Annotated in this window: 27 protein-coding genes; 17 read left to right on the plus strand and 10 right to left on the minus strand. The window is 61.5% G+C overall.

Annotated elements, in window-relative coordinates; all coding sequences use genetic code 11:
- The first annotated feature begins 210 nt into the window (after window positions 1-210).
- The 5 genes from AB4N82_RS13295 to AB4N82_RS13315 all read left to right on the plus strand — a co-directional run bounded on the left by AB4N82_RS13295 (window position 211) and on the right by AB4N82_RS13315 (window position 7229).
- Window positions 211-1653, plus strand: a complete 1443-nt coding sequence (locus tag AB4N82_RS13295; RefSeq protein ID WP_032884764.1) for an OmpA family protein — start codon at window positions 211-213, stop codon at window positions 1651-1653.
- 18 nt (window positions 1654-1671) lie between these two features.
- The gene (locus tag AB4N82_RS13300) at window positions 1672-3258 is read left to right on the plus strand and encodes a hypothetical protein (protein ID WP_206073133.1); all 1587 of its coding nucleotides are present in this window, start codon (window positions 1672-1674) and stop codon (window positions 3256-3258) included.
- The gene (locus tag AB4N82_RS13305; protein WP_050442793.1) at window positions 3259-4089 is read left to right on the plus strand and encodes a hypothetical protein; all 831 of its coding nucleotides are present in this window, start codon (window positions 3259-3261) and stop codon (window positions 4087-4089) included.
- 58 nt (window positions 4090-4147) lie between these two features.
- Entirely contained in the window at window positions 4148-6232 is a 2085-nt protein-coding gene (locus AB4N82_RS13310) for a mechanosensitive ion channel family protein (RefSeq protein ID WP_122765266.1), read from the plus strand.
- Between the two features lie 112 nt (window positions 6233-6344).
- A complete protein-coding gene (locus tag AB4N82_RS13315) occupies window positions 6345-7229 on the plus strand; it encodes a sugar nucleotide-binding protein (protein ID WP_032884551.1) in 885 nt (294 codons plus the stop codon).
- Between the two features lie 126 nt (window positions 7230-7355).
- Here AB4N82_RS13315 and AB4N82_RS13320 read toward each other — a convergent pair whose 3' ends face one another.
- The 5 genes from AB4N82_RS13320 to AB4N82_RS13340 all read right to left on the minus strand — a co-directional run bounded on the left by AB4N82_RS13320 (window position 7356) and on the right by AB4N82_RS13340 (window position 11268).
- Window positions 7356-8054: an OmpW/AlkL family protein gene (locus tag AB4N82_RS13320; RefSeq protein WP_095186186.1), complete on the minus strand. Its 699-nt coding sequence runs from the start codon at window positions 8052-8054 to the stop codon at window positions 7356-7358.
- Between the two features lie 94 nt (window positions 8055-8148).
- A complete protein-coding gene (locus AB4N82_RS13325; protein WP_032884553.1) occupies window positions 8149-8670 on the minus strand; it encodes a DUF3299 domain-containing protein in 522 nt (173 codons plus the stop codon).
- Between the two features lie 11 nt (window positions 8671-8681).
- Window positions 8682-9947 carry an ABC transporter permease gene (locus AB4N82_RS13330; protein WP_027605183.1) on the minus strand — a complete coding sequence of 422 codons (1266 nt, stop codon included), beginning with the start codon at window positions 9945-9947 and terminating at the stop codon, window positions 8682-8684.
- A 1-nt stretch (window position 9948) separates the two neighbouring features.
- Window positions 9949-10659, minus strand: coding sequence for an ABC transporter ATP-binding protein (locus tag AB4N82_RS13335; protein WP_122765267.1), 711 nt, complete (start codon window positions 10657-10659; stop codon window positions 9949-9951).
- Window positions 10660-10665: 6 nt separating this feature from the next.
- Window positions 10666-11268 carry a DUF2796 domain-containing protein gene (locus AB4N82_RS13340; protein WP_122765268.1) on the minus strand — a complete coding sequence of 201 codons (603 nt, stop codon included), beginning with the start codon at window positions 11266-11268 and terminating at the stop codon, window positions 10666-10668.
- 132 nt (window positions 11269-11400) lie between these two features.
- Between AB4N82_RS13340 and AB4N82_RS13345 the strand changes: the two genes are divergently transcribed.
- Window positions 11401-11748, plus strand: coding sequence for a hypothetical protein (locus AB4N82_RS13345; protein WP_099603289.1), 348 nt, complete (start codon window positions 11401-11403; stop codon window positions 11746-11748).
- Here the strand turns inward: AB4N82_RS13345 and trxA are convergent.
- Genes trxA through AB4N82_RS13360 form a run of 3 tightly spaced genes read right to left on the minus strand, consistent with a single transcriptional unit; the run spans window position 11745 to window position 13764 of the window.
- On the minus strand, window positions 11745-12617 hold the full coding sequence (trxA, locus tag AB4N82_RS13350) for a thioredoxin (protein WP_122765269.1): 873 nt from the start codon (window positions 12615-12617) through the stop codon (window positions 11745-11747). The genes AB4N82_RS13345 and trxA overlap by 4 nt on opposite strands.
- A 32-nt stretch (window positions 12618-12649) precedes the next feature.
- Entirely contained in the window at window positions 12650-13312 is a 663-nt protein-coding gene (locus tag AB4N82_RS13355; protein WP_460105029.1) for a class I SAM-dependent methyltransferase, read from the minus strand.
- Window positions 13309-13764 carry a YbaY family lipoprotein gene (locus AB4N82_RS13360; protein ID WP_032884559.1) on the minus strand — a complete coding sequence of 152 codons (456 nt, stop codon included), beginning with the start codon at window positions 13762-13764 and terminating at the stop codon, window positions 13309-13311. Before AB4N82_RS13360 ends, AB4N82_RS13355 begins: the two co-directional genes overlap by 4 nt.
- 139 nt (window positions 13765-13903) lie before the next feature.
- Between AB4N82_RS13360 and nrdR the strand changes: the two genes are divergently transcribed.
- The 11 genes from nrdR (at window position 13904) to AB4N82_RS13415 (ending at window position 22109) form a co-directional block, all read left to right on the plus strand.
- Window positions 13904-14374, plus strand: coding sequence for a transcriptional regulator NrdR (nrdR, locus tag AB4N82_RS13365; protein WP_163033267.1), 471 nt, complete (start codon window positions 13904-13906; stop codon window positions 14372-14374).
- Window positions 14371-15507 carry a bifunctional diaminohydroxyphosphoribosylaminopyrimidine deaminase/5-amino-6-(5-phosphoribosylamino)uracil reductase RibD gene (gene ribD / locus AB4N82_RS13370; RefSeq protein ID WP_122765271.1) on the plus strand — a complete coding sequence of 379 codons (1137 nt, stop codon included), beginning with the start codon at window positions 14371-14373 and terminating at the stop codon, window positions 15505-15507. The genes nrdR and ribD overlap by 4 nt, the downstream gene beginning before the upstream one ends.
- A 47-nt stretch (window positions 15508-15554) precedes the next feature.
- The gene (locus AB4N82_RS13375) at window positions 15555-16217 is read left to right on the plus strand and encodes a riboflavin synthase (RefSeq protein WP_032884562.1); all 663 of its coding nucleotides are present in this window, start codon (window positions 15555-15557) and stop codon (window positions 16215-16217) included.
- Window positions 16218-16232: 15 nt separating this feature from the next.
- Complete coding sequence (gene ribBA, locus AB4N82_RS13380) at window positions 16233-17324, plus strand: bifunctional 3,4-dihydroxy-2-butanone-4-phosphate synthase/GTP cyclohydrolase II (protein WP_032884563.1); 1092 nt, start codon at window positions 16233-16235, stop codon at window positions 17322-17324.
- An 88-nt stretch (window positions 17325-17412) separates the two neighbouring features.
- Window positions 17413-17889 carry a 6,7-dimethyl-8-ribityllumazine synthase gene (gene ribH / locus AB4N82_RS13385; protein ID WP_122765272.1) on the plus strand — a complete coding sequence of 159 codons (477 nt, stop codon included), beginning with the start codon at window positions 17413-17415 and terminating at the stop codon, window positions 17887-17889.
- A complete protein-coding gene (gene nusB / locus AB4N82_RS13390) occupies window positions 17886-18386 on the plus strand; it encodes a transcription antitermination factor NusB (RefSeq protein WP_032884564.1) in 501 nt (166 codons plus the stop codon). The genes ribH and nusB overlap by 4 nt, the downstream gene beginning before the upstream one ends.
- A gap of 18 nt (window positions 18387-18404) precedes the next feature.
- On the plus strand, window positions 18405-19370 hold the full coding sequence (thiL, locus tag AB4N82_RS13395) for a thiamine-phosphate kinase (protein WP_122765273.1): 966 nt from the start codon (window positions 18405-18407) through the stop codon (window positions 19368-19370).
- Between the two features lie 66 nt (window positions 19371-19436).
- On the plus strand, window positions 19437-20165 hold the full coding sequence (locus AB4N82_RS13400; RefSeq protein ID WP_122765274.1) for a substrate-binding periplasmic protein: 729 nt from the start codon (window positions 19437-19439) through the stop codon (window positions 20163-20165).
- 128 nt (window positions 20166-20293) lie between these two features.
- Window positions 20294-20911: a GTP cyclohydrolase II gene (gene ribA / locus AB4N82_RS13405; protein ID WP_032884567.1), complete on the plus strand. Its 618-nt coding sequence runs from the start codon at window positions 20294-20296 to the stop codon at window positions 20909-20911.
- Window positions 20908-21324 carry a nuclear FMR1 interacting 1 family protein gene (locus AB4N82_RS13410; RefSeq protein ID WP_095186193.1) on the plus strand — a complete coding sequence of 139 codons (417 nt, stop codon included), beginning with the start codon at window positions 20908-20910 and terminating at the stop codon, window positions 21322-21324. Before ribA ends, AB4N82_RS13410 begins: the two co-directional genes overlap by 4 nt.
- The gene (locus AB4N82_RS13415) at window positions 21321-22109 is read left to right on the plus strand and encodes a cobalamin-binding protein (protein ID WP_122756010.1); all 789 of its coding nucleotides are present in this window, start codon (window positions 21321-21323) and stop codon (window positions 22107-22109) included. Before AB4N82_RS13410 ends, AB4N82_RS13415 begins: the two co-directional genes overlap by 4 nt.
- A gap of 19 nt (window positions 22110-22128) precedes the next feature.
- Here AB4N82_RS13415 and AB4N82_RS13420 read toward each other — a convergent pair whose 3' ends face one another.
- Together AB4N82_RS13420 and dxs are read right to left on the minus strand one after the other, a co-directional pair.
- Window positions 22129-24018, minus strand: a complete 1890-nt coding sequence (locus AB4N82_RS13420; RefSeq protein ID WP_122765275.1) for a TonB-dependent receptor domain-containing protein — start codon at window positions 24016-24018, stop codon at window positions 22129-22131.
- Window positions 24019-24160: 142 nt separating this feature from the next.
- A complete protein-coding gene (gene dxs / locus AB4N82_RS13425) occupies window positions 24161-26059 on the minus strand; it encodes a 1-deoxy-D-xylulose-5-phosphate synthase (RefSeq protein ID WP_122765276.1) in 1899 nt (632 codons plus the stop codon).
- Window positions 26060-26067: the final 8 nt, after the last annotated feature.

A 26067-nucleotide genomic window follows, 5' to 3' on the forward strand; every position in this document is an offset into this window, starting at 1 on the left:
TGGAGAAAGTTTCGAACGTCCTACGGACGGTTCTGAAGGACGCATGGAGTTACAAATGCTGTTGAATTGCCATCACTGACGTGATCCAATCCCGCGCTATTTACCCCATTCAACGATTGTGCAGGGCCTGTTCATGGATGATGCAGTTGGCGCGTATTCGGCGTTGGCAGTGGGTCGGCGGCTCTTTTCATGAAGGCCGGAACCCATCAAGTGAATACCTCCTTTACCCGAAAAATCAGCCTGCTTGCTGGCGCCGTGGCGCTCAGCGGCTGTGCGACGCTTAACGACGCCGGCAAAAACTACGGCACGGCCATCGGTTGCGCCGGTGGTGCATTGCTCGGTGCAGGCCTGACGTATGCGATCACGGGCGATGCCAAAAAGGCGATCGTCGGCGGTGGTGTGGGCGCGGCGGCCGGTTGTGTGGCGGGTAACTTGTGGCAGAACCGTTTGCAGGAACTGGAGCGGATCGCCAAGGAAGAGAACCTGAATATCCAGGTGCAAACCCTGCAAAGCCAGGAGGTCGCCAGCGGAAACGCCCGCGCGCCGGCACCGACTGAAGCGGGCATCGTTGCCCAAGTGCAGGATGAAGGCATGTTCGCCACCGGCAGCGCGCAGTTGAGCGCCAATGGTCAGCGCCAGGTCCGCAAGTTGGCCGCCGCGTTCGCGCCTAAGCAGGGCCAGAACAGCCAGGCGGCGATTCTGGTCGTCGGCCACACCGACGCTACCGGCAGCGCCGCCACCAACCAGCGGTTGTCCGAGCAACGTGCCCGCGCCGTGGCGTCGATCCTGGCCGAGCAAGGCATCGCCCCGCAGCGTATGTTTTTCCAGGGGGCGGGGGCTTCGCGGCCAATCGCCGACAACAGCGATGTGCAGCAACGCGGCAAGAACCGTCGGGTTGAGATCGTTGAAGTGACTGACCGCAACATGCTGGTCAAACGGGTCAACGCCGAACAGAACAACTCCAAATACCTGGCGCACGGTACCTCGACCGAGCCTGCGCGCACCGTCGCCCGCGCGCCGAAAAACAAGCCTGCTGCCACCACCAAACCGGCTGCCGAGAGCAAGCCCGCCGATGCCGGTACCGCCCTGGTCGACTTTGGCGGCCAGCCGGCCAGCGACACGCGTTGGACCCTGGCCCAAGGCATCGCGCCGAAAAAGGCCGGGTTCGCTCTGGTCAGCAGCGCGCAAGCCAACGATCTGCCCAACAGCAGTTGCGAAGCCGACCGCCCGCGAGAAACCGGCAAGGTGTTCAACCTCGCCAGCGGCAAGGCGCTCGACACCCAAGTCACCACCGAGTACCTGCCGGGCTACAACAACCGCGTGTGGGCGAATGTGGTCAATGGCCACCTGGTGACGCTGTCGCCGGTTTCGATCCTGCGTGACGGCGCCAGCGTCGACCGCCAACCCTTCATCGAAGTGGTCCAGGGCTACAAGGACGGCAACCGCAAGTCGATCAAAAGCAAAGCCGTGGCCAACACCTACGAAGGTGAGGACCTGGTGCTCTATCGCGTTTTCATCCAAGACCCCAAGGCACCGGTGTCGTGTATCGACGTGGTGTTCAGCAAGAAAAACTCCGAAGCCACGGACGGTGCGTTGTTCTACCCGCGCAGCCGTGAAGCTTTCACTACCCGTTTCGTGCCGATTCGCGCGTAAGACTCAAGGACATACACCATGGAAGACTTCAGCTTTAATGCGCTGACGGCCCTGCTCTGGGCAAACAAGCTAATCACCGGCCTGGTGATTTCCACGCTGCTGGCGGCGATCCTGATTCAAGCGTATTGGGAAAAAGTGGGTTATTTCGTCATGCGTGTTTGGCACGGCGTGCCCGTGATCGGCAAGGTAGCGCGCCTGTCCAAGCAGAGCCTGATGCTCGACGCTTATGGCTGGCCGAAATCCGAGAGCGAGCTGTGCGACGCGTACTACTCGCGCTATGAAAAAATCGGCGCGGAAGACGTCGATTTCTTTAATAAAAGCGAATCCTACCTGCGCACCATCGGCGAGCGTGGCCGCCGGGAGCGACCGTTCTGGGTGTTTGCCCTGATTTTTATGCTGATCATGTTCGAGGCAGTGGGTTTCGCCTACGTACTGGTGCCATTCATTAACCAGAACCTGTCGGCCAATGACCAAAGCTGGATGGGCTGGTTGTTCGCCTTCCTGCTGGCGGTCGCCTCGGCGATCCTGGCCGAAGTCACCGGCCGTGCTGCGCACAAGAACGCGCTGATCAGCAAGGCTCGCCACTGGTGGGAAAACGACAGCGACAGCGACCGCCCGAATCAGCTCAAGGAGTTGCCGGGCATCGGGATCAAAGACACCGAAAGCGATAAAGACGGCAAGGACTACAACCGTATCCTGGCGCGCATCAACACCAACCACACCGTGACACCAAGCCGTGGCTGGATGATCACCACCGGTATCTGGATCGCGATTATCGCGATTGCGGCGTTCGGTATCCGCACCATGCAGCTCAAAAGCATCGAGACCGAAATGGTCGGCAGCCCGCATGCCTTTGCCCAGCAGAATTACGACTCGGCCAGCCCGTTCGAACTGCCGGCCGATTCGGCGGCGATCAACGATCAGGCAGACAAGCAAACCCTGACCGACAAGATGGACGCGATCCGCAAAGCCTCGCTGATCACCTTCATCGTGCTGTCGGTGATCTACATCGCGATTCAGATCACCAGTATCTGGCTGGCGTCGATCTTCGGTTTTGCCGGGGTTGAGTCCAAGACTGCCTGGGAGCACACCCACAAGTTCTCCAGCGGCGAAGCCCTGGAAAACTGGATGCAGAGCCAGCGCGTGGAAATTGCCTCCCATGCCGATCACAAATTGAGCAAATTGCAGCTCAAGCTCGCCGGGCGCACCACCACCAACGCCCAGCAGCAGGCGGCGTTGACCACTGCACACAATCGCAGTTTCGAGACCTTCGTGGCGCGCAAACAGGCGTTGCCAGGGAATCCGCAACCGGCGGCCAAACCCGTCAATGTTCCGGTTGCACCTGCCGCACCTGCCGCACCTGCCGCACCGGCGGTAGCAGAAGTCGCTGCACCAGCACCAGCACCAGCACCAGCCCCGGTGCAGGCGCCAGTGGCGGTGGCTGCCTCGGAAGGTCTCGACGCCCTGCGCGGCAAAGACCTGACGGTCTACACCGAAGAGCAATTGGCAACGATCAGCCGTGCCAAAGGCCACGCCTTGGAAGATGTGCTGGCGCTGCGTGCCGAACAGCAGTTGGTTAAAGACTTTGACGCAACAGGTGCTTGAATGATGATCCCGCGCTTTTTCTGTGCCCTGTTGCTGGCGCCCTTGATGGCGGTGGCCGGCGAGCGCAACGACATTCCGGATTGCTATCCGTACGCCAAGGTCGCTGAGTTTCGGCCCGTGGCTGCGGGGCGCGAGTTGACGGTGATCATTGATCAAACGATCCCGATGCCTGAGGTCATTCAGAAGGCCACTTGGGCCCAGGTGCAGCGCTTTGTTCAGCCGGGCGATAAGGTCCGACTGTACAGCTTCTCGGCGTTTCTGCCGGGGCAGTTCATGCAATTGCGCTTTGCCGGTGAACTCAACCAGGGCATCGACGAGAAAGTCCGTGAGCGTGTGGGCATGCAATCGCTGCGCACCTTTGATACGTGCCTGGCCGAGCAACGCAGCTTCTTCAACAAGACCTTTGGCAAGGTGTTTGTGACCACGCTGCGTGAAGCGTCCGAAGAGATTGCGCGCAGTGAGATCTTCCAGTCGTTGCGTGATATCGGCAAAGACCTGGGCCAGCAACCGGCTCAGGAACGTGTGGTGTTGTTGATTTCCGACATGCTGGAAAACAGCGACTTCGGCAGCTTCTACGCCAACAACCGGATTCGTGATCTGCAACCCGACGCCGAGCTGAAGCGGGTGGCCGACAAAGGCCTGTTCGCCGATCTGCAGGGCGCGCGTGTCTATGTGGCCGGTGCGGCGTTGGTGACCAAGGACGTCAAGCAGGCTTATCGCTCCGGCAAGACCATCCAAGCGTTGGAAGGCTTCTGGAAAGGCTATTTCGCCGGCTCTAACGCGCAGTTGGTAGCGTTTGGCGCGCCAAGCCTGAATGTCGACCTGAAATGAACCATCCCTGCTGAAACCCGTCAGTTCCTTACAGACCCTTCTGAAGGAACTCGGTGTTTTGCTGAATCTCAAGACTGCATTACTGCTCGGTGCGCTGCTGTTTTGCGGCAGTGGCGCACTGCACGCCGCGGCGGTTGCGCCCGAACCCGAGACGCCGGCCAAGCCAGAGTTGCTGGTGGAAGGCGGACTGCTTGGTGCCATCAGTTCCAGCATCGACGACGTGCAGGACAAGCTCGACCTCAATCAGAGCCTGATCGACGCCTGGCGCCTGCGTGCGGACAGGGCGGCGGATGAAGTAGGGCGGTTGGTCGACCAAACGTCAGAACGTTCGCCGTGGAGTGTGGCCGGGAATTTTCTGCTGCTGTCAGGTGTGTGGGTCGGCGCTTTTACCGTGCTGACGTTGTTGGGGCGGTTTATCGTGAAGCGCTTGGGCCGACGGTCATTCGTCGCACAGCGCAAACGCCTGCATGCGGTGCTCGGGTATGTGGTGCCCTACACGATCCCGGCGCTGATCTGTCTGCCGCTGACCCTTTATGTCAGTCACTTCCTGCCCACTTCAGTGGGGCGCGCGTTGGCACTGTGTTTTGCCTATGCCACCAGCAGCGGGATCTTTTCCACCTCGATGCTGTTGTGCGTGATTGTCATGTTCAACTTCGGCCACAAGCGGCCGGCGGTGCAAATTATTCGCGATTACTGCCCCAAGCCGCTGTTCCTGATTGGCTTCCTCGCCGCCCTCAGCGATGCCCTGACCAGCCCGCAGATCGCCCGCCAGCTTGGCGGCAATATCACCAGCAGTATTGCGGTATTTACCGGCCTGTTCGCGGCGGTGATTTTCGGTGTGCTGGTGGTGCGCTTGCGTCGGCCGGTCGCCCATCTGATCCGCAATCGGCCACTGGCCCAGCGCCTTAAACATCCGGCGTTGCAGCAATCTTTGCGGGTGTTTTCCGGCCTGTGGTACTGGCCGATTCTATTGATGGTGCTGGTCTCGGCGATCAACCTCATCGGCGCCGGTGACGATAACCAGAAAGCCCTGCGTTGCGCGCTGTTCACCACGATTCTGCTGATTGGCACCGTGTTCTTGAGCACCGTGTTGCAACACCTGTTCAAGTCCCGCAGCCAGGTAGCGATCCAGCGCAGCAGCGCCTATAAAGATCGCTTCTTGAGCCTGTTGCACGCGATCCTGCGCATTGTCATGGCGATCGCCTTTATCGAAATCCTTGGGCGGATCTGGGGCGTGTCCCTGTTCGAGTTTGCCCAGCGCAACTCGGTAGGGCGGGCGATCAGCGACTCTTTGAGCAGCATCGGCCTGATCCTGCTGATGACATGGTTGTTCTGGGTGGTGCTCGACACTGCGATCCAGGAAGCGCTGAAACCGCCGGTAAACAAGCGCTCCAGTCGCCAGCCGAGCACGCGGGTGAAAACCATACTGCCGCTGTTGCGTAATGCGGTGAAGATCATCCTGGTGGTCATCTGCGCGATCACCACCATGGCCAACCTTGGCATCAATGTCGCGCCGCTACTGGCGGGTGCTGGTGTGGTCGGCCTGGCCATTGGTTTTGGTTCTCAGCAACTGGTGCAGGATGTGATCACCGGGCTGTTCATCATCATTGAAGACACGCTGTCCATCGGCGACTGGGTGGTGCTCGACTCCGGCCACGCCGGCACCGTCGAGGGCCTGACTATCCGCACCCTGCGTCTGCGTGACGGCAAGGGCTTTGTGCATTCGGTGCCGTTCGGGCAGATCAAGGCGGTCACCAACCAGTCGCGGCAATTTGCCTATGCGTTCTTCTCGGTGCAGTTCACCTACGACACCGATGTGGACAAGGCCGTGGAGTTGATTCGTGAAGCCGGTCAGTCGATCCGCGACGATGTCTTCCTCAAGTACAACCTGCAAGGGCCGCTGGAAGTGTTTGGTGTCGACAAGATGGACCTCAATGGTGTGGTGCTCACAGCGCAGTTCCGCACGGTATCGGGTGGGCAATATGCTGTCAGTCGCGCGTTTAACCAGCGTCTGAAAAAGCTTGTGGATAACTGCCCCGAGGTGCACTTCGCGCAGACTTATCCACAGCAGGTCATGGTGCCCCAGCGTGCGGCGTTGGAGCATGAGCCCGCAGAGCCAGGCGTCAAGACACTTAATCCGTGACGGTTGCGCTACAAACCCGCAAAATGCAACGATTCTGGCAAATGCCAGCGGCAAGGCCCACGGGCCTGCCGACCATAGCCAACGTTCCAAACAGACCGGGCCTGCTCAATCTATGCGAATGCGCCTTATGTTATTGGGCGGCGGGAATGCCCTCGGGCAGGCGCTGATTCGCCTCGGTGCAGAGGAAGACATCGGTTTCCTCGCACCCAAACCGCCCCAAGACGGCTGGGATGCCGCGAGCCTTACCCAATTGCTCGACGACACCCGTCCCGATGCCTTGATCAATCTCGCCTATTACTTCGACTGGTTCCAGGCCGAAGCCGTCAGCGAAACCCGTTTGGCTTCGCAGGAGTTCGCTATCGAGCGCCTGGCCGAACTGTGCCAACACCACAACATCACCTTGCTGCAACCGTCCAGCTACCGCGTATTCGATGGCTCCCGTGCCACCGCCTACAGCGAAAAAGACGAGCCGGTGCCCTTGGGCCTGCGTGGCCAGGCGTTGTGGCGTATCGAACAGAGTGTGCGCGCCACGTGCCCGCAGCATGTGTTGCTGCGCTTTGGCTGGCTGCTGGATGACAGTGTGGATGGCACCCTCGGGCGCTTCCTGGCCCGGGCCGAGAAACCGGATGAATTGCTGATGGCGGATGACCGCCGTGGCAACCCGACGCCGGTGGATGATGCGGCGCGGGTGATCATTTCGGTGCTCAAGCAACTCGATTGCGCGGCGCCGCTGTGGGGCACTTACCATTACGCCGGCCAGGAGGCGACTACGCCGCTGGCGCTGGGTCAGGCGATCCTCACCGAAGCGCGCACTTTCCATCCGTTGGCCATTGAATCGCCCACCGCCCAAGCCCACGCGGCCCGGCCGGATGCGACGGACGAGCCGCAGCACGCGGTGTTGGCCTGCAAGAAAATCCTGCATACCTTTGGCATCAAGCCACGGGCCTGGCGGGCGGGGCTTCCGGCGCTATTGGATCGGTTTTACCGCCACAGCTGAACCCAACGCACAATCAAATGTGGGAGGGGGCTTGCTCCCGATAGCGGTGTACCAGTCATTGGTTTGTTGACTGATCCACCGTCATCGGGAGCAAGCCCCCTCCCACAGTTGTTTATGCAGTTTTGCTTAGAACTTGTAGCCGATACCCACCATGTAAACCATTGGGTCCACGTCCACATTGACCTTGGCACGGGTGCCCGGCGCCACGGCATTGTTTTCCACGGTAGCCTTGGTGCTGATGTCGATGTAACGCGCCTGGGCGTTGATCATCCACTTGTCGTTGATCATGTAGTCCGCGCCGATCTGCGCAGCCCAACCCCATGAGTTCTCGGCTTTGAAGTTGCTGAAGCCTGCGCCCTGGGCACGGCTGCCGACGTGTTCGTCGTAGATCCAGGTGTAGTTGATACCGGCGCCTACGTACGGTTGGAACGGGGACTTGTTGTCCAGCGGGTAGTACACGACGCTCAGGGTTGGCGGCAGGTGTTTCAGCGTACCCAGCTTGCCGTTGGCGCCGCCGAGGGCGGTGCCCTTGATCTTCACGTCATGCTCGAACGGCGTGGCGGCCAGCAGTTCGATACCCACGTGGTTGGTCAGCATGTAGGCGAAGTTGAGGCCCAGTTGGGTGTCGCTGCTCATGGTCGCCTTGCCGCCCAGGTTGGTACCGGCCAGCGGGCCCTGGTCAACCTTGACGGTGCTGCTGTCGGCCTTCGGGTTCACGGTGATAGCACCGGCGCGAACCAGAATGTCGCCCGCTTCGTGAGCATGGGCAATGGGGGCGACGAGGGCGAGCGCGAAGAGGGACGCGCCGAGCAGAGACTTGTTCATGGGAGCTCCAAAGGACGTTTAAAAGTTGTACGTCCAATGGTAAAGATCGTTCCGTTCGGTCTGTTGACTCAGCTCAATGAAAGGACGATCAGCGTTATTCCTGCAGTTCGTACATGTAAATCTTCTCGGCATCCATCTGGTAACCGGCGTCCGCCAGTTCGCTGGTAGACGGCTTGACCTGCATCGCGCCTTCGATCCAATACGGCTGGTAGAGCTCATCGAGCTTCACGCCGACTTCACTTTTCACATGCACGATCTGGTTCGACGGCGGCGGCGGTACGTGGATGCACGCGCCGAAATACGGCACCAGCAGGAACTCGGTGGTACGGCCTTCTTCGCTGACTTCCAGCGGCACGATATAACCCGGCAAGCGGATGTGCTGGCCATTGAGGCTCTGCACCACCGGCGCGTTGGGCAGGTCCTGCTTGGCCGCCGGCGCGGCTTCGACGGACAAGGCATCGGCCATGTTCGACAGGTCGTGCAGCGGTTTCATATTCGGGACTTCTGGCGGCGCGTCCGGTGGGATCATCTCCTGCCAGGACAAATCCTTGGGCTGCTCATCGGCCCAGGCGGGTACCGCCACCAGCAACAACAGTGCAAACAGGGCACGACGCATCGAGTCCTTCCTCATAAACGTATGGACAGGCCATCGGCCAAGGATTGTCGGTAGGCGCGCCAGGCCGGCACGCTGCCCATCAACAGCGCAGCAGCCAGGATACCGGCGAGCAAGGTCCATTCATATTCGCTCGGCCAGGACATCGGCAGGTCCAGCCCGTAATTGGCCTGCAAATACCCACGCGACGCGGCAATGCACACATACAGCAAGCCCACGCCTGCGATCACGCCGGACAGGGCCAGGGCGAAGGCTTCGAAGATCAGCAACGTTGCGATATGCCACGGCCGTGCACCCACCGAACGCAGGATCGCCATTTCGCGGCGGCGTTCGTTGAGGCTGGTAAGGATGGCGGTGAGCATGCCGATCAAGCCGGTCAGCACCACAAACAGCGAGATCACGAACAGCGCTTTTTCGGCGGTGCCCATCATGCTCCAGAGCTCTTGCAGCGCCACGCCGGGCAGGATCGCCAGCATCGGCTCGCCACGGAATTCATTGATCTCGCGCTGCAGGGCGAAGGTGGAAATCTTGTTGTTCAGGCCGAGCATGAAGGCGGTAATGGCCTGCGGGGTCAGGTCCATATTGCGAGCCTGATCGGCGCTGATGCGGCCTTTGCCCTGGGCCGGCACACCGTTGTGCCAGTCAATATGGATAGCTTCCATGCCGCCCAGGCTGATGTGCAACGTGCGATCCACCGGCGTGCCGGTGCGCTTGAGAATACCGACCACGGTGAACGGCTTGTCATCGTGCTTGACCAGGCTGACCACCGCCACGCCGTGGGCCAGTACCAGCTTGTCGCCGAGCTTGTAGTGCAGGGCATCAGCGACCTCGGCACCGAGCACCACTTCGAACGGGTCGGTGGCAAAGGCACGGCCGCTGGCCAGTTCGAGGTTTTGCTTGCGGCCATACTGGTAATGCTCGAAGTACGACTCGTTGGTACCCATCACCCGGTAGCCGCGATGGGAGTCGCCGAGGGAAATCGGGATCGCCCATTTCACCTGGGGGCTGGCGGCGAAGTGCTCGTAGCTGTCCCAGCGGATGTTGTTGGTGGCGTTGCCGATGCGAAATACCGAATACAGCAGCAGGTTGACCGAACCGGAGCGGGCGCCGACGATCAGGTCGGTGCCGCTGATGGTACTGGCGAAACTGTTGCGCGCCTCAACGCGAACCCGTTCCACTGCGAGCAACAAGCAGACTGAAAGCGCGATGGCAAACGCGGTGAGGATCGCGGTAAAGCGACGGTTAGCCAGGCTGGCCATGGCTAGACGAAACAAATACATCTCAAACCTCTGCGGGCGTGGCGGCGCGATTGAGTTCGGCCAGCGACAGGTTGCGGTCGAACAGCGGCGCCAGGCTCTGATCATGGCTGACAAACAACAGGCTGGCGCCGGCGTCGCGGCATTCAGCGAACAGCAGCTGAAGGAAAGCTTCGCGGGCGTCGTAGTCCAGGGCTGAGGTGGGTTCGTCGGCGATCACCAATTCCGGTTGGCCGATCAGCGCGCGTGCGGCAGCCACCCGTTGTTGCTGGCCGATGGACAGCGAATCGGCGCGGCGCTCCAGCAGGTGTTTATCCTTCAAGCCCAAATGCGCGAGCAATGTAGCGGCGGCCTGGTCGACACTGCCGTGGCGCTGCTTTGCCCGCTGCGCTCGCAGTTTGGAAAAGTGGCAAGGCAACTCGACGTTTTCGCGCACCGACAGGAACGGCAGCAGGTTGAACTGCTGGAAGACGTAGCCCGTATGGTCGACGCGGAAACGATCACGGGCGCCGGCCGAGAGTTCGGTCAGCTCCTGGCCGAGCAAGCGAATGCTACCTTGGCTGGGTTTCTGCACGCCGCCCAACAGACCAAGCAGCGTAGTTTTGCCGCTGCCGCTCGGGCCCTTGAGAAACAGGGTTTCACCCGCTTCCAGGCGGAAGGCGGGGATGTCCAGCAACTGTGGGTGACCGGGCCAGTTGAAGCCCAGGTCAGACAGTTCGATCAGTGCTTGGGTCATGTGAACTCAGAACTTCAGGGTGGCTGCTGTGGCGGTGGCATCAACACCTTGCTGGCCGCTCGGGCCGATCAGTTGTACCTGAATTTTCTGAGTGGCGGGGAAGGTCTTGAATACCTGGGTCAGGTCCAGATTGCTCAACGCAGTCGGCGTGGCGCAGGTGAATTGGTAGTGGGCGTGGATTTCGCTGTGGTCGTGATGATGTTCGTGGGCGCCGTCTTTGGCGTCGTGATCGTGGTCATCGTCGTCGTGGTCGGCTTCCGGCTTGTCACCGAACAGCGGGCTGTTGAGCTCCTGGGAGCTGATCACGCAACCGGCGGCCTTGGGCAGGTTGAACAGGGCCGATGGGTTTTCCAGCTGTTTGCGTGCAGCGGCGACTTTGGCCTTATCGGCAGCCGTGGTGGCGACGTGCTCAAAACCCACCAGATTCATTCCCGGGCTGTCCAGCTCAAGCTCCAGGGTCTGGCCGTCGAGTACGGCGTTGAGACGTCCGACGCCGTGCTCGTGCGCGCCGAGGCTGCCGTGTTCGTGGTCGTGATCATGGTCCTCAGCCGCATGGGCAATGGCCAGTGGCAGCAGGGCAAACGGCAAAGCGAGCAGCAGACGGCGCATGAGAGGGCTCCAGAACATGAAAGTTATGTTATGTGATCTTATAACAATAAGGCCGAGAGTTTGACCGTCTGCTTGGCGTTGCGCAAGCCGCATGGGAGCATGCCCGTCAGAAAAACTGCAGGAGTCAGGACGATGTTGCGAATTCGTGGAACCATCGGCGACCTGCCGGTGGACTTAACCCTAGAACTGGACGACGGCGATTGGGCAAAGTTGGGCGCGCAATTGCAGGCGACGCCGGCAGCCAGCGCCGCCGCCGCGCCGGTAGCGCCGGTCAAACACAATGATGACCTGTGGCAGAACGCCCAGGACCTGTTGCGCAACGCCGGACAACTCAGTGGCCTGGAGTTGCTTGATCGATTGGAAGGTTTGGCGGGGGATGCTGCGGCGGGCAAGCGACTGTTGGTGCGCCTGCGCCACAGCGCTAAGGTCAAGGTGAGCAGCGGCGGGGATACGCCGCTGTACAGTTGGATCGGTGATTAGTACAGCGCGGCAAACAACTTGCGGCGGTACACGGTGACCAGCGGGTGGTCATTGCCCAGCAGTTCGAACACTTGCAACAGGGTCTTGTGCGGCAGGCCTTCGCTGTAGCCGCGGTTGCGGATAAACAACTTGAGCAAGCCTTCCAGCGCGGCGTCGTACTGCTGACGCGATAGTTGCTGGATGCTCAACTGATACGCAGCTTCATCGTCCTGCGGGTTTTGCGCCAGACGGCTTTTCAAGTCGGCGGCGTCCGGCAGGTCGGCGGCTTGGCGCAGGAAAGTGATTTGCGCCTTGGCCCCGGCGAGCGCGGCTTTGTGGTCGTCGCTTTTCACTGCGTCGAGCACGGTTTGGGCTTCACCCAGCTCACCGCGTTCGGCCAGGCAGCGTGCGTACAGAATCAGCGCGGCGGCGTTGGTGTTGTCCTCGCCCAGCAGCGCGACGAGTACGGCTTCGGCGTCGCTGATGCGCCCTTCGGCAAACAACGTTTGTGCCTGTACCAATGGATCCGCCGCCTTCGGCGCGGGCATCTGCACATGCGGCGCCAACAGCGCTCGCACAGCCGACTCCGGCTGGGCTCCGGCGAACCCGTCTACCGGCTGGCCATCCTTGAACAGCACCACCGTCGGCAGGCTTTGAATACCAAAGCGCGCAACGATGTCTTGCTCGGCTTCGCAATCGACCTTCGCCAACAGCAACTCGCCCTGATAACTCTCGGCAATCTGCGCCAGCATCGGCATCAAGGCCTTGCAGGGCGCGCACCACTCGGCCCAGAAATCCACCAATACGGGTTTTTCGAAGGAGTTCTGAATCACGGCCTGGTCGAAGTTGGCGGCGGTGACGTCGAAGATGTACGGCGTGGGCTCACTCATGGGGCGTCTCGAATAAAGCGGGAATGGGGCAACTATAAGGGCTGGCGCCGCGAATGGTACAGGCTCACCTTGCGAAACTCCCAAGGCTCGGCCAAGTCCGGCAACGTCAGCGCATCGAGGATTTCCAGGCGCTGATAAGCCGGGTGTTGGAAGTCGCGCACCCGTGAGTCCGCCACCAGTGCTTCGCGGCCGCGGCTGAGGAAATGATCCAGCAGTGGCAGGTTGGCGCGATCGTAAAGCACATCGGCTACCAGGATCAGGTCGAAGCGATCGGCTTCGGCGAAGAAGTCCGGCGAATAGGTTAATTCCACGTTATTGAGCTCGGCATTGGCGCGGCAAGATGCCAACGCCAGCGGATCCAGGTCGCAGGCAACTACTTCCACCGCACCTGCCTTAACCGCCGCAATCGCGGCCACGCCGGAACCGGTGCCGAAGTCCAGCACGCGCTTGCCCGCGACCCACTCAGGGTTCGCCGCCAAATACCGCGCCAATGCCAGGCCGCTGGCCCAGCAAAAACTCCAGTAGGGCGGCTCATGCAGGATGCGCCGGGTTTCTTCCGGGCTGAAGGCGCGGTCCATGTTGTCCGCATCCAACAGCCACAACGAGAGCTCGGTGCCCGGCAGCGGGCAGGGCACCAGTTGAGCGTCGCCGATCAGCGCGCTCAGGGCGCGCTGCAAGTCCAACGGGGGCGTCATGGTGCCTTGACGAGTTCCAGGGGGCCGGTGGTCTGGGTGATTGCCTGGGTGATGCGTACGGCGGGCAGGTGCAGGATCAACTGACCGGACTGGCTGGCGCGGCCACGCAGCTCAACCCGTGCACCGGCCGGGAAAGCCTCTGGGTTAAAACGCAGGCGGAAGGCCACGGGCTTGCCGTTGCCGGTCAGTACGCTGCTGGCGAGCAGTTGTTGCGGGCGCGAACGGTCGTCGATCACCAGCAGGGCCATCTCGACTTCGGCACCGGCGGGGACGTTGGTCAGGCTGCCGTTGATTTCACGTTGGTAGGCGGGTAGGGGGCCCAGGTCTTCAATGCCAGGGACTTTTTTCTCCTGCGCAGGCACCGGTTGGGGCGCAGACGGCTTGGGGGCTTCGCTGCTGCAGGCGACCAGGACACTGAACAGGGTGAGCAAAACAAGTGGTCGTAACTGCATGTACGGCTCCAGAAAGGACAAAATCCGTGGCTTGAAATGTAAGAAACATAATAGCCCGCCTGTATACCGTAAAGGCTATGGCTTGTCTTGCCACAGGGATGCGCTACCATGGCCCTCCCTTTTTTTGTTGCCTGCCACCATGCACTGTCCCTTCTGCGGTGCCAACGACACCAAGGTCATTGACTCGCGTCTGGTCGCCGAGGGCGATCAAGTACGTCGCCGGCGCGAATGCCTGGCCTCTGGCTGCGGTGAACGTTTCACCACCTTCGAAACCGCCGAACTGGTATTGCCACGTCTGATCAAGTCCGACGGCAGCCGCCAGCCTTTCGACGAAGAAAAACTGCGCGCCGGTATGCAACGCGCGCTGGAAAAACGCCCGGTGAGTGTCGAGCGGCTGGAGGCGGCGCTGGCGCATATCAAGCACAAGCTGCGAGCGACTGGCGAGCGCGAGGTCAAGAGCCTGGTGGTGGGAGAGTTGGTGATGGGCGAGCTGCAAAAGCTCGACGAAGTCGCCTATATCCGTTTCGCTTCGGTGTATCGACGCTTCCAGGACCTCAATGAGTTCCGCGAAGAGATCGACCGCCTGGCCCGTGAGCCGGTCAAACCATGATTCCTCCTTCTGCTGAACAAGCTGTCCTCGACGCCCATTACATGGCCCGCGCCCTTGAACTGGCGCGCAACGGCCTGTACACCACCCACCCTAATCCGCGTGTTGGCTGCGTGATTGTGCGCGATGGGCAGATTGTCGGCGAAGGCTGGCATGTGCGCACGGGCGAGCCCCATGCGGAAGTGCATGCCTTGCGGGCTGCCGGCGATAAGGCCCGAGGCGCCACGGCATACGTCACCCTCGAACCGTGCAGCCACTATGGTCACACCCCGCCGTGCGCCGATGCGCTGGTGAGCGCCGGGCTGGCGCGGGTGGTCGCGGCGATGCAGGACCCTAACCCGGAAGTTGCCGGGCGCGGCATGCAGCGCTTGGCCCAGGCCGGGATCGAGGTGCGCAGTGGCGTACTGGAAGGTGAGGCGCGGGCGCTCAACAAAGGCTTTCTCAAACGCATGGAACACGGGTTGCCGTTCGTGCGGATCAAAATGGCGATGAGTCTGGACGGTCGTACCGCGATGGCCAGCGGCGAAAGCCAATGGATCACCGGTCCCGCCGCCCGCGCCGCCGTGCAGCGCCTGCGCGCCGAGGCCAGCGTGGTGTTGACTGGCGCCGACACGGTGTTGGCTGACGGTGCGCGGCTTACCGTCCGTGCTGCCGAGCTGGGACTGGATGAAGAAACCACCGCCCTGGCCATGTCGCGCCCGCCGTTGCGTGTGTTGATCGACGGCCGCCTGCGGGTGCCGCTCAACGCACCCTTCTTTAAGGCGGGCCCGGCATTGGTCATCACCTGTGTCACCCCGGAAAACCAGTTCCCCCGAGGCCCCGAGTGTCTGGTGGTGCCAGGCGTAGAAGGCCAGGTCGACCTGCGCTCGGCGCTGGTGGCGCTGGCCGCCCGTGGCGTCAACGAGGTCTTGGTGGAAGCTGGCCCAAGCCTGGCAGGGGCGTTTGCCCAGCAAGGTCTGGTGGACGAATACGTGATTTTCGTCGCCGGCAAGTTCCTCGGCTCCGCTGCCCGGCCTTTGCTGGACTGGCCGCTTGAGAAACTGGCCGACGCCCCCCAACTCAAGATCACTGAAATGCGCGCTGTAGGCGACGACTGGCGAGTCACTGCCATCCCTGTGCCAGCAGCGAGCGTATAATTCTGACCGGGCGCTCAAGTGCCCGCCCCGTTTTCCAGGAGAAGGCCATGTTCACCGGCATTATCGAATCCATCGGCAGCATTCGCGCCATGACCCCCAAGGGCGGCGACGTGCGCCTGCTGGTTGAAACCGGCAAGCTCGACCTCGGCGACGTCAAGCTGGGCGACAGCATCGCCGTCAGCGGTGTGTGCCTGACTGTCATCGAACTGCCGGGCAATGGCTTTGCCGCCGACGTCAGCCGGGAAACCCTGGACTGCACCGCGATGAATGACCTCAAGGCTGGCAGCCCGGTCAACCTCGAAAAAGCCCTGACGCCCACCACCCGTCTCGGTGGTCACCTGGTCAGCGGCCACGTCGACGGTGTCGGCGAAGTCGTTGCTCGCAGCGAAAATGCCCGTGCCGTGGAATTCCGCATCCGCGCGCCCAAAGAGCTGGCCAAATACATTGCCCACAAAGGTTCGATCACTGTCGACGGCACCAGCCTGACCGTGAACGCCGTGAATGGCGCCGAATTTGAACTGACCATCATTCCCCACACCCTGAGCGAAACCATCATGGCGTCGTACCAGCCTGGTCGCCGGGTGAACCTGGAAGTCGACTTGCTTGCCCGTTACCTGGAGCGCCTGCTGATGGGCGATAAGGCCGCAGAGCCTGCAACTGGGAACATCACTGAGAGTTTTTTGGCCGCTAACGGCTACCTGAAATCCTGACCAAGGGGGTGCCGCGTGGCGCTCAATAACATCGAAGAACTGGTTGAAGACATCCGCCAAGGCAAGATGGTCATCCTGATGGATGACGAAGACCGCGAAAACGAAGGCGACATCATCATGGCCGCCGAGGCCTGCAAGCCTGAGCACATCAACTTCATGGCCAAGCACGCTCGCGGGCTGATCTGCATGCCCATGAGCCGCGAGCGCTGCGAGCTGCTCAAGCTGCCGTTGATGGCGCCGCGTAACGGCTCGGGTTTTGGTACCAAGTTCACCGTGTCGATTGAAGCGACCACAGGCGTGACCACCGGCATTTCCGCCGCTGACCGCGCCCGCACCGTTCAAGCCGCTGCCGCCAAAGACGCCAAGGCCGAAGACATCGTCAGCCCAGGCCACATCTTCCCGCTGATGGCTCAACCGGGTGGCACCCTGGCCCGTGCCGGCCACACAGAAGCAGCCTGCGACCTGGCGCGCATGGCCGGTTTCGAGCCGAGCGGTGTGATCTGCGAAGTGATGAACGACGACGGCACCATGGCTCGTCGCGCCGAACTCGAAGCATTTGCCGCCGAGCACAACATCAAGATAGGCACCATTGCCGACTTGATTCACTACCGGATGATCCACGAACGTACCGTTCAGCGGATTGCCGAGCAGCCACTGGACAGCGAACTGGGCCAATTCAATTTGGTGACCTATCGCGATTCAGTGGAGGGCGATGTGCACATGGCCCTGACCCTGGGCACCATCAGCGCAGACGAACCGACCCTGGTGCGTGTGCACAACATGGACCCGCTGCGCGACCTGTTGATGGTCAAGCAACCGGGCCGTTGGAGCCTGCGCGCCGCGATGGCTGCGGTGTCCGAGGCGGGCAGCGGTGTGGTGCTGCTGCTGGGTAACCCGGTGGACGGCGATGTATTGCTTGCCCATATCCGCGAGACCGCCGAGCAGACCCAGGTTAAAACACCGACCACCTACAGCATCGTCGGTGCCGGTTCGCAGATCCTGCGTGACCTCGGTGTGCGCAAAATGCGCCTCATGAGCGCACCGATGAAATTTAATGCGATATCCGGATTCGATCTGGAAGTTGTAGAATACGTGCCCTCCGAATAAAGGCTGGCGTCTATTGCCCCTTGTTCGCGGTTAAATCATCACTGAGGGACGCACTTTTCGCGTCCCGGCTCTTTAAGAGATTTGTCGAATGACCCTGAAGACCATCGAAGGTACCTTCATCGCCCCCAAAGGCCGCTATGCCCTGGTGGTTGGCCGCTTCAACAGCTTCGTGGTTGAAAGCCTGGTAAGCGGTGCCGTGGATGCCCTGGTTCGCCACGGTGTGAGCGAAAGCGATATCACGATTATCCGTGCCCCTGGCGCCTTCGAAATTCCACTGGTTGCGCAAAAAGTTGCTCAGCAGGGTGAATACGCAGCAATCATCGCCCTGGGCGCTGTGATTCGTGGCGGTACCCCGCACTTCGAATACGTGGCCGGCGAATGCACCAAGGGCCTGGCCCAGGTGTCCATGGAGTTCGACGTGCCAGTCGCTTTCGGCGTACTGACCGTTGATTCCATCGAACAAGCCATTGAGCGTTCCGGCACCAAGGCCGGCAACAAAGGCGCTGAAGCTGCTCTGTCCGCCCTGGAAATGGTCAGCCTGCTGTCGCAGTTGGAGGCCAAGTGATTTCCGACGAGAGCGATCGTTTCAACCCGCGCGACGAGCGTCCAGCGGACGCCGGCAAACCTTCGAAGAGCGAAAAGCGCCGTGCTGCCCGTCAGCTCGCCACCCAGGCGTTGTACCAGCGCCATATGGCCGGTACTTCGCTGAACGAAATCGAAGCGCAATTTCGCGTCGACAACGACTTCACCTTTGCCGACCAGAGCTATTTCCACGACATCCTGCACGGCGTTCCGGCCAACCTGACCGAGATCGACGCTGCATTGACGCCGTGCCTGGACCTGACCCTTGAAGAGCTGGACCCGGTTGAACTGGCCGTACTGCGCCTGTCCACCTGGGAACTGCTCAAGCGCGTCGACGTGCCGTACCGCGTGGTGATCAACGAAGGTATCGAGCTGGCGAAAGTCTACGGTTCGACCGACGGTCACAAGTTCGTCAACGGCGTGCTCGACAAGCTGGCTCCGCGCCTGCGTGAAGCCGAAGTGAAGGAACACAAGCGCTAAGTTGCGCTTGAGTTCTCGATGGGCGAGTTTGAGCTGATCCACAAGTACTTTGCCGCCGCGCCCTGTGCGCAGGGCGGCGAGGGCATTGCCTTGGGGATCGGCGACGACTGTGCCCTGCTGGCGCTCCCTGCCGGGGAGCAACTGGCAATCTCCACCGATACCTTAGTGGCCGGCGTGCACTTTGCCGACCCTTGCGATCCGTTCCTGCTCGGCCAGCGTTCGCTGGCCGTGGCGGTGAGCGATCTGGCTGCCATGGGCGCCAACCCCCTCGCGTTTACCCTTGCACTCACTACGCCCACCGTCGATGCCTACTGGTTGCAACGCTATGCCCAGGGTTTGAACGCCATGGCGCTAAGCTGCGGCGTGGGCTTGGTGGGCGGCGACACCACGCGGGGGCCGCTCAGTTTGACCCTGACGGTGTTCGGCCGTGTGCCAGCGGGCCAAGCGTTGACGCGCAGCGGTGCGCAGCCGGGGGACCTGCTGTGCGTGGGCGGTGAGTTGGGCAATGCCGCTGGCGCCTTGCCACTCGTGCTGGGCCAGCGCAACGCCGATGCGGCCATCGCTGATCCTCTGCTGGCCCATTACTGGTCACCGCAGCCGCAGTTGGCTTTAGGGCTGGCGCTGCGGGGCAAGGCGACGGCTGCGATGGACATCTCCGACGGGCTGTTGGCCGATTGCGGGCATATCGCCAAGGCGTCGGCCGTCAGCCTGTTGATCGAGCGTCAGAAGCTTCCGCTGTCCAGCGCCTTGCTGGCGTTTGTCGGTGATGACCAGGCGCGGGTGGCTGCATTGAGCGGTGGCGACGACTACGTGCTGGCCTTCACCTTGCCGTCCGTCGAGTTGGCACCGCTGCTGGCCGCGGGTTGGCCGGTGCACGTTATTGGCTGTGTCCAGGCGGGGCAGGGTGTGACGCTCCTCGACGCCAACGGGCAGGACATCACTCCGGCCATCCGGGGTTATCAGCACTTTCGCGAGACGCCCTGAGTCGGCGTGCTGCGCTACCCTCTACTACGTCATTACGCAAGCACGGCATTGCAGGAGGTCGTACCCATGGATGTGCGCCACTGGCTGCTGACACTGCTGTGTGTCATTCCTGCGTGGGTCCTGGCGCAGGATGAGTCTGTTGTACCAGGCAAGATCATGCTCGCCAGTGAGGCTTGGGACGACTACACCAATGCGGACGGCAGCGGTCTGGCCTGGGATGTGCTGCGGCAGGTCTTCGAGCCGGTCGGGATCACTCTGCACACCCGCATCGAGCCCTATACCCGCTCGGTGGGCCTGGCCCAGCGCGGTGAGGTAGATGGTTGGGTCGGCTCTTACCGTGACGAGGTCACGGGCGTCCTTTACCCGCACTGGAAGTTGGACTCCGATGCTATCTACGCCGTTGGGCTGGCAACCTCCCCGACTCCGAGCGCCGCAACGCTGGGCGAATACCGCCTGGCCTGGGTACGCGGCTATCGGTACGAGGCGTACTTGCCCAATGTGCGACGTTTCAACCAGATCCAGCGGCGCGATGGGATTTTACCGATGCTCCAGCATGGTCGGGCCGATTTCTACATCGATGCCCTCAGCGAAACGCAATACGTCCTCAAACAGGCGCGAGACCCTTCCACGTTCAGGCTTACCCACATCATCGACCTGCCGCTATACGTTGGCTTTGCCGATACCGAGCGCGGCCGTTCGTTACGCACCGTGTACGATCAGCGCATGGCCGTGCTGGTCAAAAGCGGCGTGCTGAAGCCGATCTTCCAGCGCTGGAACCTGCCGTATCCCTTCTAACTGCATAGAACCGAGATGAAGGCCAATCGAACCGATTGATCTTTATCAGCGATCATTCAGCTTAAGCGTGTGCAGGAACCTGCTGTTACAATGCCCGCCTCTGTAAAATCTGAAATCAGGAGCACACGGTGCCCGTCGTTTTCGTCGCCGCTTCCAAGCTGCCTACCCCTTTTGCCACGTTCACCATGAACGGCTTTCTCGAAGAAGCCACCGGGCGTGAGCACGTTGTGCTCAGCCTCGGCGATATCGCGGATGGCGCGCCAGTACTGGGTCGTGTGCATTCCGAGTGCCTGACCGGCGATGCGTTGTTCAGCCAGCGCTGTGACTGCGGCTCGCAACTGGAGGCGGCCATGCGCGCCATCGCCCGTGAAGGCCGTGGCGTGCTGCTGTATCTGCGCCAGGAAGGCCGCGGTATTGGCCTGCTGAACAAAATCCGCGCCTACGAGCTGCAAGACGGCGGCGCTGATACCGTTGAGGCCAACGAGCGCCTGGGTTTCGCTGCAGACCAGCGTGACTACGCGATCTGCCTGCCAATGCTTGAGCACCTGGGCGTGAAATCCCTGCGTCTGATGACCAACAACCCGCGCAAGGTCAAAGCCTTGACCGAGATGGGCATCACCGTGGCCGAGCGTGTGCCGCTGCATACCGGGCAAAACCCCCACAACAAGCTCTATCTGGCGACCAAAGCCAGCAAGCTCGACCATATGATGGGCAACGAGCATCAGGGCGAGGTCGACCGCGCGTGACCCGTGGCCAGGTAAAGCGGCGACTGTCCTTCAACTGGTGGCAGTACCTGGCCCTGGCGCTGCTTCCGTTGTTCGTGCTCAACCTGGTGTTTGGCCAGGTAGCGCTGCTGCCCGTGCTGGCGATGCCGTTCTTCATCGCTGGCGTGGCCTCGATGTTCCTAAGCCTGCGTTACTTCCACGGCTATAAACACGCGCTGATCGCCACCTCAAAAGCTCTCGATACTCCCGAAGAACCGGCTGCCTGGATCACCCTCGCGGCCCGCCGGCGCACGGCTTTGCTGGTGGCGGCGATTCCCGCGTGGGTGGGCGCGCTGGCGGTGTTCGTTGGCCTGGAAGCGGTGCCGCTGTTCCTGCTGGCGCTGTCGACGATGGTGCTGTTTTACCTCTACCGCATTCCCCGTCAACTCGGATGATGCGCCGCTGGCTGGCGCTTCTGCTGCTGACACTGAGTGCACAGGCCTTGGCCGCCGAGCGGGTGGTGAGCCTGGCGCCATCCCTGTCTGAAATCGTGGTCGAATTGGGTGCTGCCGATCTGCTGGTAGGCGTGCTTGATGGCGGCGAACGGCCGGCCGAGTTGGTGAAGGTGCCATCGGTGGGGCATTACGGCCAGTTAGACATGGAGCGCCTGCTCAGCCTCAATCCCGACCTGATTCTGCTGTGGCCCGGCAGTGTTGGCCCGGCCCAGCGCGAGCAGCTGCAACGCCTGAATATTCCGGTGTACGTCGCCGAACCCCATAGCCTCGAACAGTTGACCACCCAAGTCCAGGCCATAGCCGAGCAATTAGGCCGTGCCGACGCCGGCCGGCAATTGGCAGCGCAACTGCGCGAGCGCCTGGCCGGGTTGCGCCAGCGTTATCAACGTGTCGAACCGTTGCGGGTGTTCTATCAGGTGTGGAACCAGCCGCTGTACACCGTGGGCGGTGGCCAGATCATCAGCGACGCGCTGAGCGTGTGCGGTGCGCGCAACGTGTTTGACGACCTGAAGCTACCCGCACCGCAGGTCAGCATCGAGTCGGTGTTGCAACGTAATCCCGAGATGATTCTGGTGGGCGATCAGGCTCAGAAGGACGCCTGGAAGGCCTGGCCAAGCATGGCGGCGCGGGTACAGTTGGTTCCGGACAAAGGCCTGGAACGGCCCAGCGGGCAGATGCTGGAAGCGCTGGCGCGGCTGTGTCAGGTAATTGCCCCGAGCCGATGAAGCCAGTACCAGGCGACAATCAGATTTCAGGTGTCCAGGTCACACCAAACATCCACGCCCGGCCCTCTTCACGGTAATCCTGATTGTTCAGAAATGCCGGATCGTTGTAGCTATAACGTGCCCGCGAATAGGATTTATCCAGCACGTTATCAACCTTCAGCGACAGCGCTACTTCTCGGCTAACCGCCCAACTGCTGCGCAACCCGAGCAATCCGTAGCCGCCCAGGCGCTGCGTGTTGTTTTCATTGTCGTAGCTATTGCTGATGGCCTGCCAACTGGCGCCCACGCCCACCTGATCGAATTGCCGATCCATATCCAGGCTCAATGTGCGGCGTGCACGACGGGCCAAGGTGTGGCCGCTGTCGCGGTCGCGTGGGTCGATGATCGAAACACCCAGGTTGCCCTGCCAGCCGAACAGTTCCTGTTTCAGCGCCGCTTCAAAGCCATTGATGCGCGCCGATGCCACATTTTGCGGTTTGTCGGTACGGTCGAGGATGATCGCGTTGCTCAGGTCGGTGCGGTACACCGAGGCTTCCAGGCGCGTGCTGTCACTCAGTTGGCTGCGCCATTGCAGTTCGTAGCTTTTCGAGGTTTCGGGCTGCAGGTTGGGGTTGCTGTATTGCGTTTGCGGGTAATACAGGTCGTTGAAGCTCGGCGCACGGAATCCTTCGCTGTAACTCAGTAACAGGTCATTGTCGGGATTGACCGGCACGGTGAGCGTACCGCTCCAGCTGTTCTGGCCGCCGAACTGCTGGTTCTCGTCGTGGCGCAGCCCCAGCTCTGTGGAGAACCGTTCGCCGCGGAAGCGGTGCTGCACAAAGGCGGCGCGGTTCCAGCGGCTGTTTTCGGTGAAAGTGGTGGAACCGTGGAAGCGGTCTTCGTACCAGTCACCGCCCAAGATCAGGCTGTTCTGTTCATCCAGGGTCAGGTCGTTCTGCCAGTTGACGGAGTCGCGGTAGGTGTTGAATGCGCTGAAATAATCACTGAGGGTGTCGCGTTTGGTGTCACGGTTCTCGCTGTGGCCCAGTTCCACGCGCGATTGCCAGCGCTCACTGAACGTGGCGTCGATATAACCGCTGGCGCTGCTCACGGCGTAGTCGGTGTAGGGTTTTTGCCCAACAGTCTGCTTGGTGACGATGTCGTAGCGGCCGAAGCTGTTGTCGTACTCCGACTTGCCACGGTTATCCAGCAGGTTGAAACCCACCTCCAGCGCATCGCTGAACGAATGGCTGAGGTTCAGGCTCACCGATTGGTTGCGATAGGCATCATGGTCGCCGTCGCTGGGGAAGGATTCGTGGGTCGAATTGATCCCGGCAGTTTCATCCAGGCTCGCCCCGAGGTTGAAGCGCGTGTGTTCATCGCCACCCGAGAGACCGAGGCTGCGCTCCCAAGTGTTATTGCTGCCAAAACCCAGTTTCACGCGCGGTTGCAGGCCTTGCTCGGCGTTGCGCCGGGTAAACACTTGGATCACACCGCCGATGGCATCGCTGCCGTAGATCACCGAGCGCGAGCCGCGCAGGACTTCCACGCGCTCAATCTGGTCGATATTCAGGTATTGCAGGCCGCTGTCGCCGGACGTGGTGTTGGCGATGCGCTGGCCGTCCACCAGCACTAGGCTCTGGGCGGATTTAGTGCCGCGTAGGTAGATCCCCGGCAAACTGCCGCGTCCGCCGGTTCGCGCGACTTGCGCGCCGGGCACTCGGCTGAGCAGGTCAGTGAGGCTGGTCGGTTGCAGGCGGTCGATGTCGTCGCGGGTGAAGACGGAGTTGGCGGCGCTGCTGTCGTTGCGCGCCTGGACCTGACGGTTTGCGCTGATAACCACTTCGGGGAGCTTCAGGGCCTCGTCGCGGGTTTCGGCGAGCAATTCAGGGGAGGGCAGAAGCAGCAGGGCAAGGTACAGGCGATTCATAGACGGTTCACAGCTTTTGAAGGTGACACAAATCAAATGTGGGAGGGCGCTTGCCCCCCGATGGCGGCCTGTCAGTCAGCAAAGTTGTTGACTGAACTGCCGCTATCGGGGGCAAGCCCCCTCCCACATGTTGATCCGGTTTCTACAGGTCCAGCAGCGCCATTCGTGCGCGCACCGAAGCCTCGATCCCTGCTTCGTCCAAGCCGCACTCCGCCAGCATCTGCGCTGGCTTGGCGTGTTCGACGTACACATCCGGCAAGCCCAGGTGCAGCACCGACTTGAGGATATTCTCCCGTGCCAGGAACTCACTGACTGCCGCGCCGGCGCCGCCCATGATGGCGTTCTCTTCAACGGTCACCAGCAACTCATGGCTACCGGCGATCTCGCGTACCAAGGCTTCATCCAGCGGTTTGACGAAGCGCATATCCACCACGGTCGCGTCGATCTTTTCGGCGACTTTCAGTGCTTCGGCCAATTGCACGCCGAACACCAGGAACGCGACCTGGCTGCCCTGTCGACGCACGATGCCTTTGCCGATCTCGATCGGCTCCAGATCTTTGTCGATCACTGCATTCGGGCCATTACCACGCGGGTAACGCACGGCGGCCGGGCCGTTATACAGGTGGCCAGTGCTGAGCATCTTGCGCAGTTCGTTCTCGTCGCTCGGCGTCATTACCAGCATGCCGGGGATGCAACGCAGGTACGATAGGTCGAAGCTGCCGGCGTGAGTTGGGCCGTCTTCGCCTACAAGACCCGCGCGGTCGATGGCGAACAGCACGTCAAGGTTCTGCACCGCCACATCGTGAATGAGCTGGTCATAACCGCGTTGCAGGAAAGTGGAGTAAATCGCTACTACTGGCTTGGCGCCTTCACAGGCCATACCGGCGGCGAAAGTCACCGCGTGCTGCTCGGCAATCGCCACGTCGAAATAGCGCAGCGGGAAACGCTCGCTGAACGCCACCAGGTCGGAGCCTTCCTTCATCGCCGGGGTAATGCCCACCAGGCGCGGGTCGGCAGCGGCCATGTCGCACAGCCATTCGCCAAACACACCGGAATACTTCGGCCCGCTGGCCTTTTTCGGCGCAGCGGCTGGGGCGTCCACAGGTTCCAGCTTGGTGATCGCGTGGTAACCAATCGGGTCGACTTCCGCCGGGGCGAAGCCTTTACCTTTCTTGGTGACGATATGCAGGAACTGCGGGCCTTTGAGGTCGCGCATGTTACGCAGCGTGGCGATCAGAGTGGGCAGATCGTGGCCGTCAATAGGGCCGATGTAGTTCCAGCCCAGCTCTTCGAACAGGGTGCCAGGGACAAGCATGCCCTTGGCATATTCTTCGGTGCGTCGGGCAATTTCCCACGCGCCGGGCAGACGCGAGAGCACCTTCTTGCTGCCTTCGCGCATGCTGGCGTAGGTACGGCTGGAGAGGATTTTTGCCAGGTAATTGGACAGGCCACCGACGTTGCGAGAGATCGACATGTCGTTGTCATTGAGGATCACCAACATGTTGGCGTTCACTTCAGGCGCATGGTTCAGCGCTTCGAAGGCCATGCCGGCGGTCAACGCGCCATCACCGATCACGGCAATCGCCTTGCGATCACTGTTTTGCAGGCGGGCGGCAATCGCCATGCCCAGCGCTGCACTGATAGAGGTGCTGGAGTGACCGACGCCAAAGGTGTCGTACTCGCTCTCGGCGCGACGCGGGAAGGCGGCAACACCGTCCTTTTGGCGCAGGGTACTCATGCGCTCGCGTCGGCCGGTGAGGATTTTATGCGGATACGCCTGATGGCCCACGTCCCACACCAGCCGGTCGTCCGGGGTATCGAACACGTAATGCAACGCGATGGTCAGCTCGATGACGCCCAGGCCTGCACCAAAATGCCCACCGGTCTGACCGACCGTGTAGAGCAATTCCAGGCGCAGTTCATCGGCCAGGGTTTCCAGCTCGGCTTCACCCAGACGACGCAGGCCGTCCGGCGTGACAGCACGGTCGAGCAGGGGCGTGGACGGGCGCTTGCGGGGAATCTCTTGAAACGTCGTGGGCATCAGGCGAA

It is taken from the genome of Pseudomonas sp. H1_D04 (genome assembly GCF_054683855.1).

Bases quoted from the DNA above. Each gene is read 5' to 3' on its own strand.
- AB4N82_RS13320 (WP_095186186.1), bottom strand. From the start codon at position 8,054: ATGAACAAGTCTCTGCTCGGCGCGTCCCTCTTCGCGCTCGCCCTCGTC.
- AB4N82_RS13335 (WP_122765267.1), bottom strand. From the start codon at position 10,659: ATGACCCAAGCACTGATCGAACTGTCTGACCTGGGCTTCAACTGGCCC.
- thiL (WP_122765273.1), top strand. From the start codon at position 18,405: ATGGGCGAGTTTGAGCTGATCCACAAGTACTTTGCCGCCGCGCCCTGT.
- AB4N82_RS13305 (WP_050442793.1), top strand. From the start codon at position 3,259: ATGATGATCCCGCGCTTTTTCTGTGCCCTGTTGCTGGCGCCCTTGATG.
- AB4N82_RS13375 (WP_032884562.1), top strand. From the start codon at position 15,555: ATGTTCACCGGCATTATCGAATCCATCGGCAGCATTCGCGCCATGACC.
- AB4N82_RS13325 (WP_032884553.1), bottom strand. From the start codon at position 8,670: ATGCGTCGTGCCCTGTTTGCACTGTTGTTGCTGGTGGCGGTACCCGCC.
- trxA (WP_122765269.1), bottom strand. From the start codon at position 12,617: ATGAGTGAGCCCACGCCGTACATCTTCGACGTCACCGCCGCCAACTTC.
- dxs (WP_122765276.1), bottom strand. From the start codon at position 26,059: ATGCCCACGACGTTTCAAGAGATTCCCCGCAAGCGCCCGTCCACGCCC.
- AB4N82_RS13400 (WP_122765274.1), top strand. From the start codon at position 19,437: ATGGATGTGCGCCACTGGCTGCTGACACTGCTGTGTGTCATTCCTGCG.
- ribH (WP_122765272.1), top strand. From the start codon at position 17,413: ATGACCCTGAAGACCATCGAAGGTACCTTCATCGCCCCCAAAGGCCGC.
- AB4N82_RS13315 (WP_032884551.1), top strand. From the start codon at position 6,345: ATGCGAATGCGCCTTATGTTATTGGGCGGCGGGAATGCCCTCGGGCAG.
- nrdR (WP_163033267.1), top strand. From the start codon at position 13,904: ATGCACTGTCCCTTCTGCGGTGCCAACGACACCAAGGTCATTGACTCG.
- AB4N82_RS13345 (WP_099603289.1), top strand. From the start codon at position 11,401: ATGTTGCGAATTCGTGGAACCATCGGCGACCTGCCGGTGGACTTAACC.
- AB4N82_RS13420 (WP_122765275.1), bottom strand. From the start codon at position 24,018: ATGAATCGCCTGTACCTTGCCCTGCTGCTTCTGCCCTCCCCTGAATTG.
- AB4N82_RS13340 (WP_122765268.1), bottom strand. From the start codon at position 11,268: ATGCGCCGTCTGCTGCTCGCTTTGCCGTTTGCCCTGCTGCCACTGGCC.
- ribD (WP_122765271.1), top strand. From the start codon at position 14,371: ATGATTCCTCCTTCTGCTGAACAAGCTGTCCTCGACGCCCATTACATG.
- AB4N82_RS13300 (WP_206073133.1), top strand. From the start codon at position 1,672: ATGGAAGACTTCAGCTTTAATGCGCTGACGGCCCTGCTCTGGGCAAAC.
- AB4N82_RS13415 (WP_122756010.1), top strand. From the start codon at position 21,321: ATGATGCGCCGCTGGCTGGCGCTTCTGCTGCTGACACTGAGTGCACAG.
- AB4N82_RS13360 (WP_032884559.1), bottom strand. From the start codon at position 13,764: ATGCAGTTACGACCACTTGTTTTGCTCACCCTGTTCAGTGTCCTGGTC.
- AB4N82_RS13330 (WP_027605183.1), bottom strand. From the start codon at position 9,947: ATGTATTTGTTTCGTCTAGCCATGGCCAGCCTGGCTAACCGTCGCTTT.
- AB4N82_RS13355 (WP_460105029.1), bottom strand. From the start codon at position 13,312: ATGACGCCCCCGTTGGACTTGCAGCGCGCCCTGAGCGCGCTGATCGGC.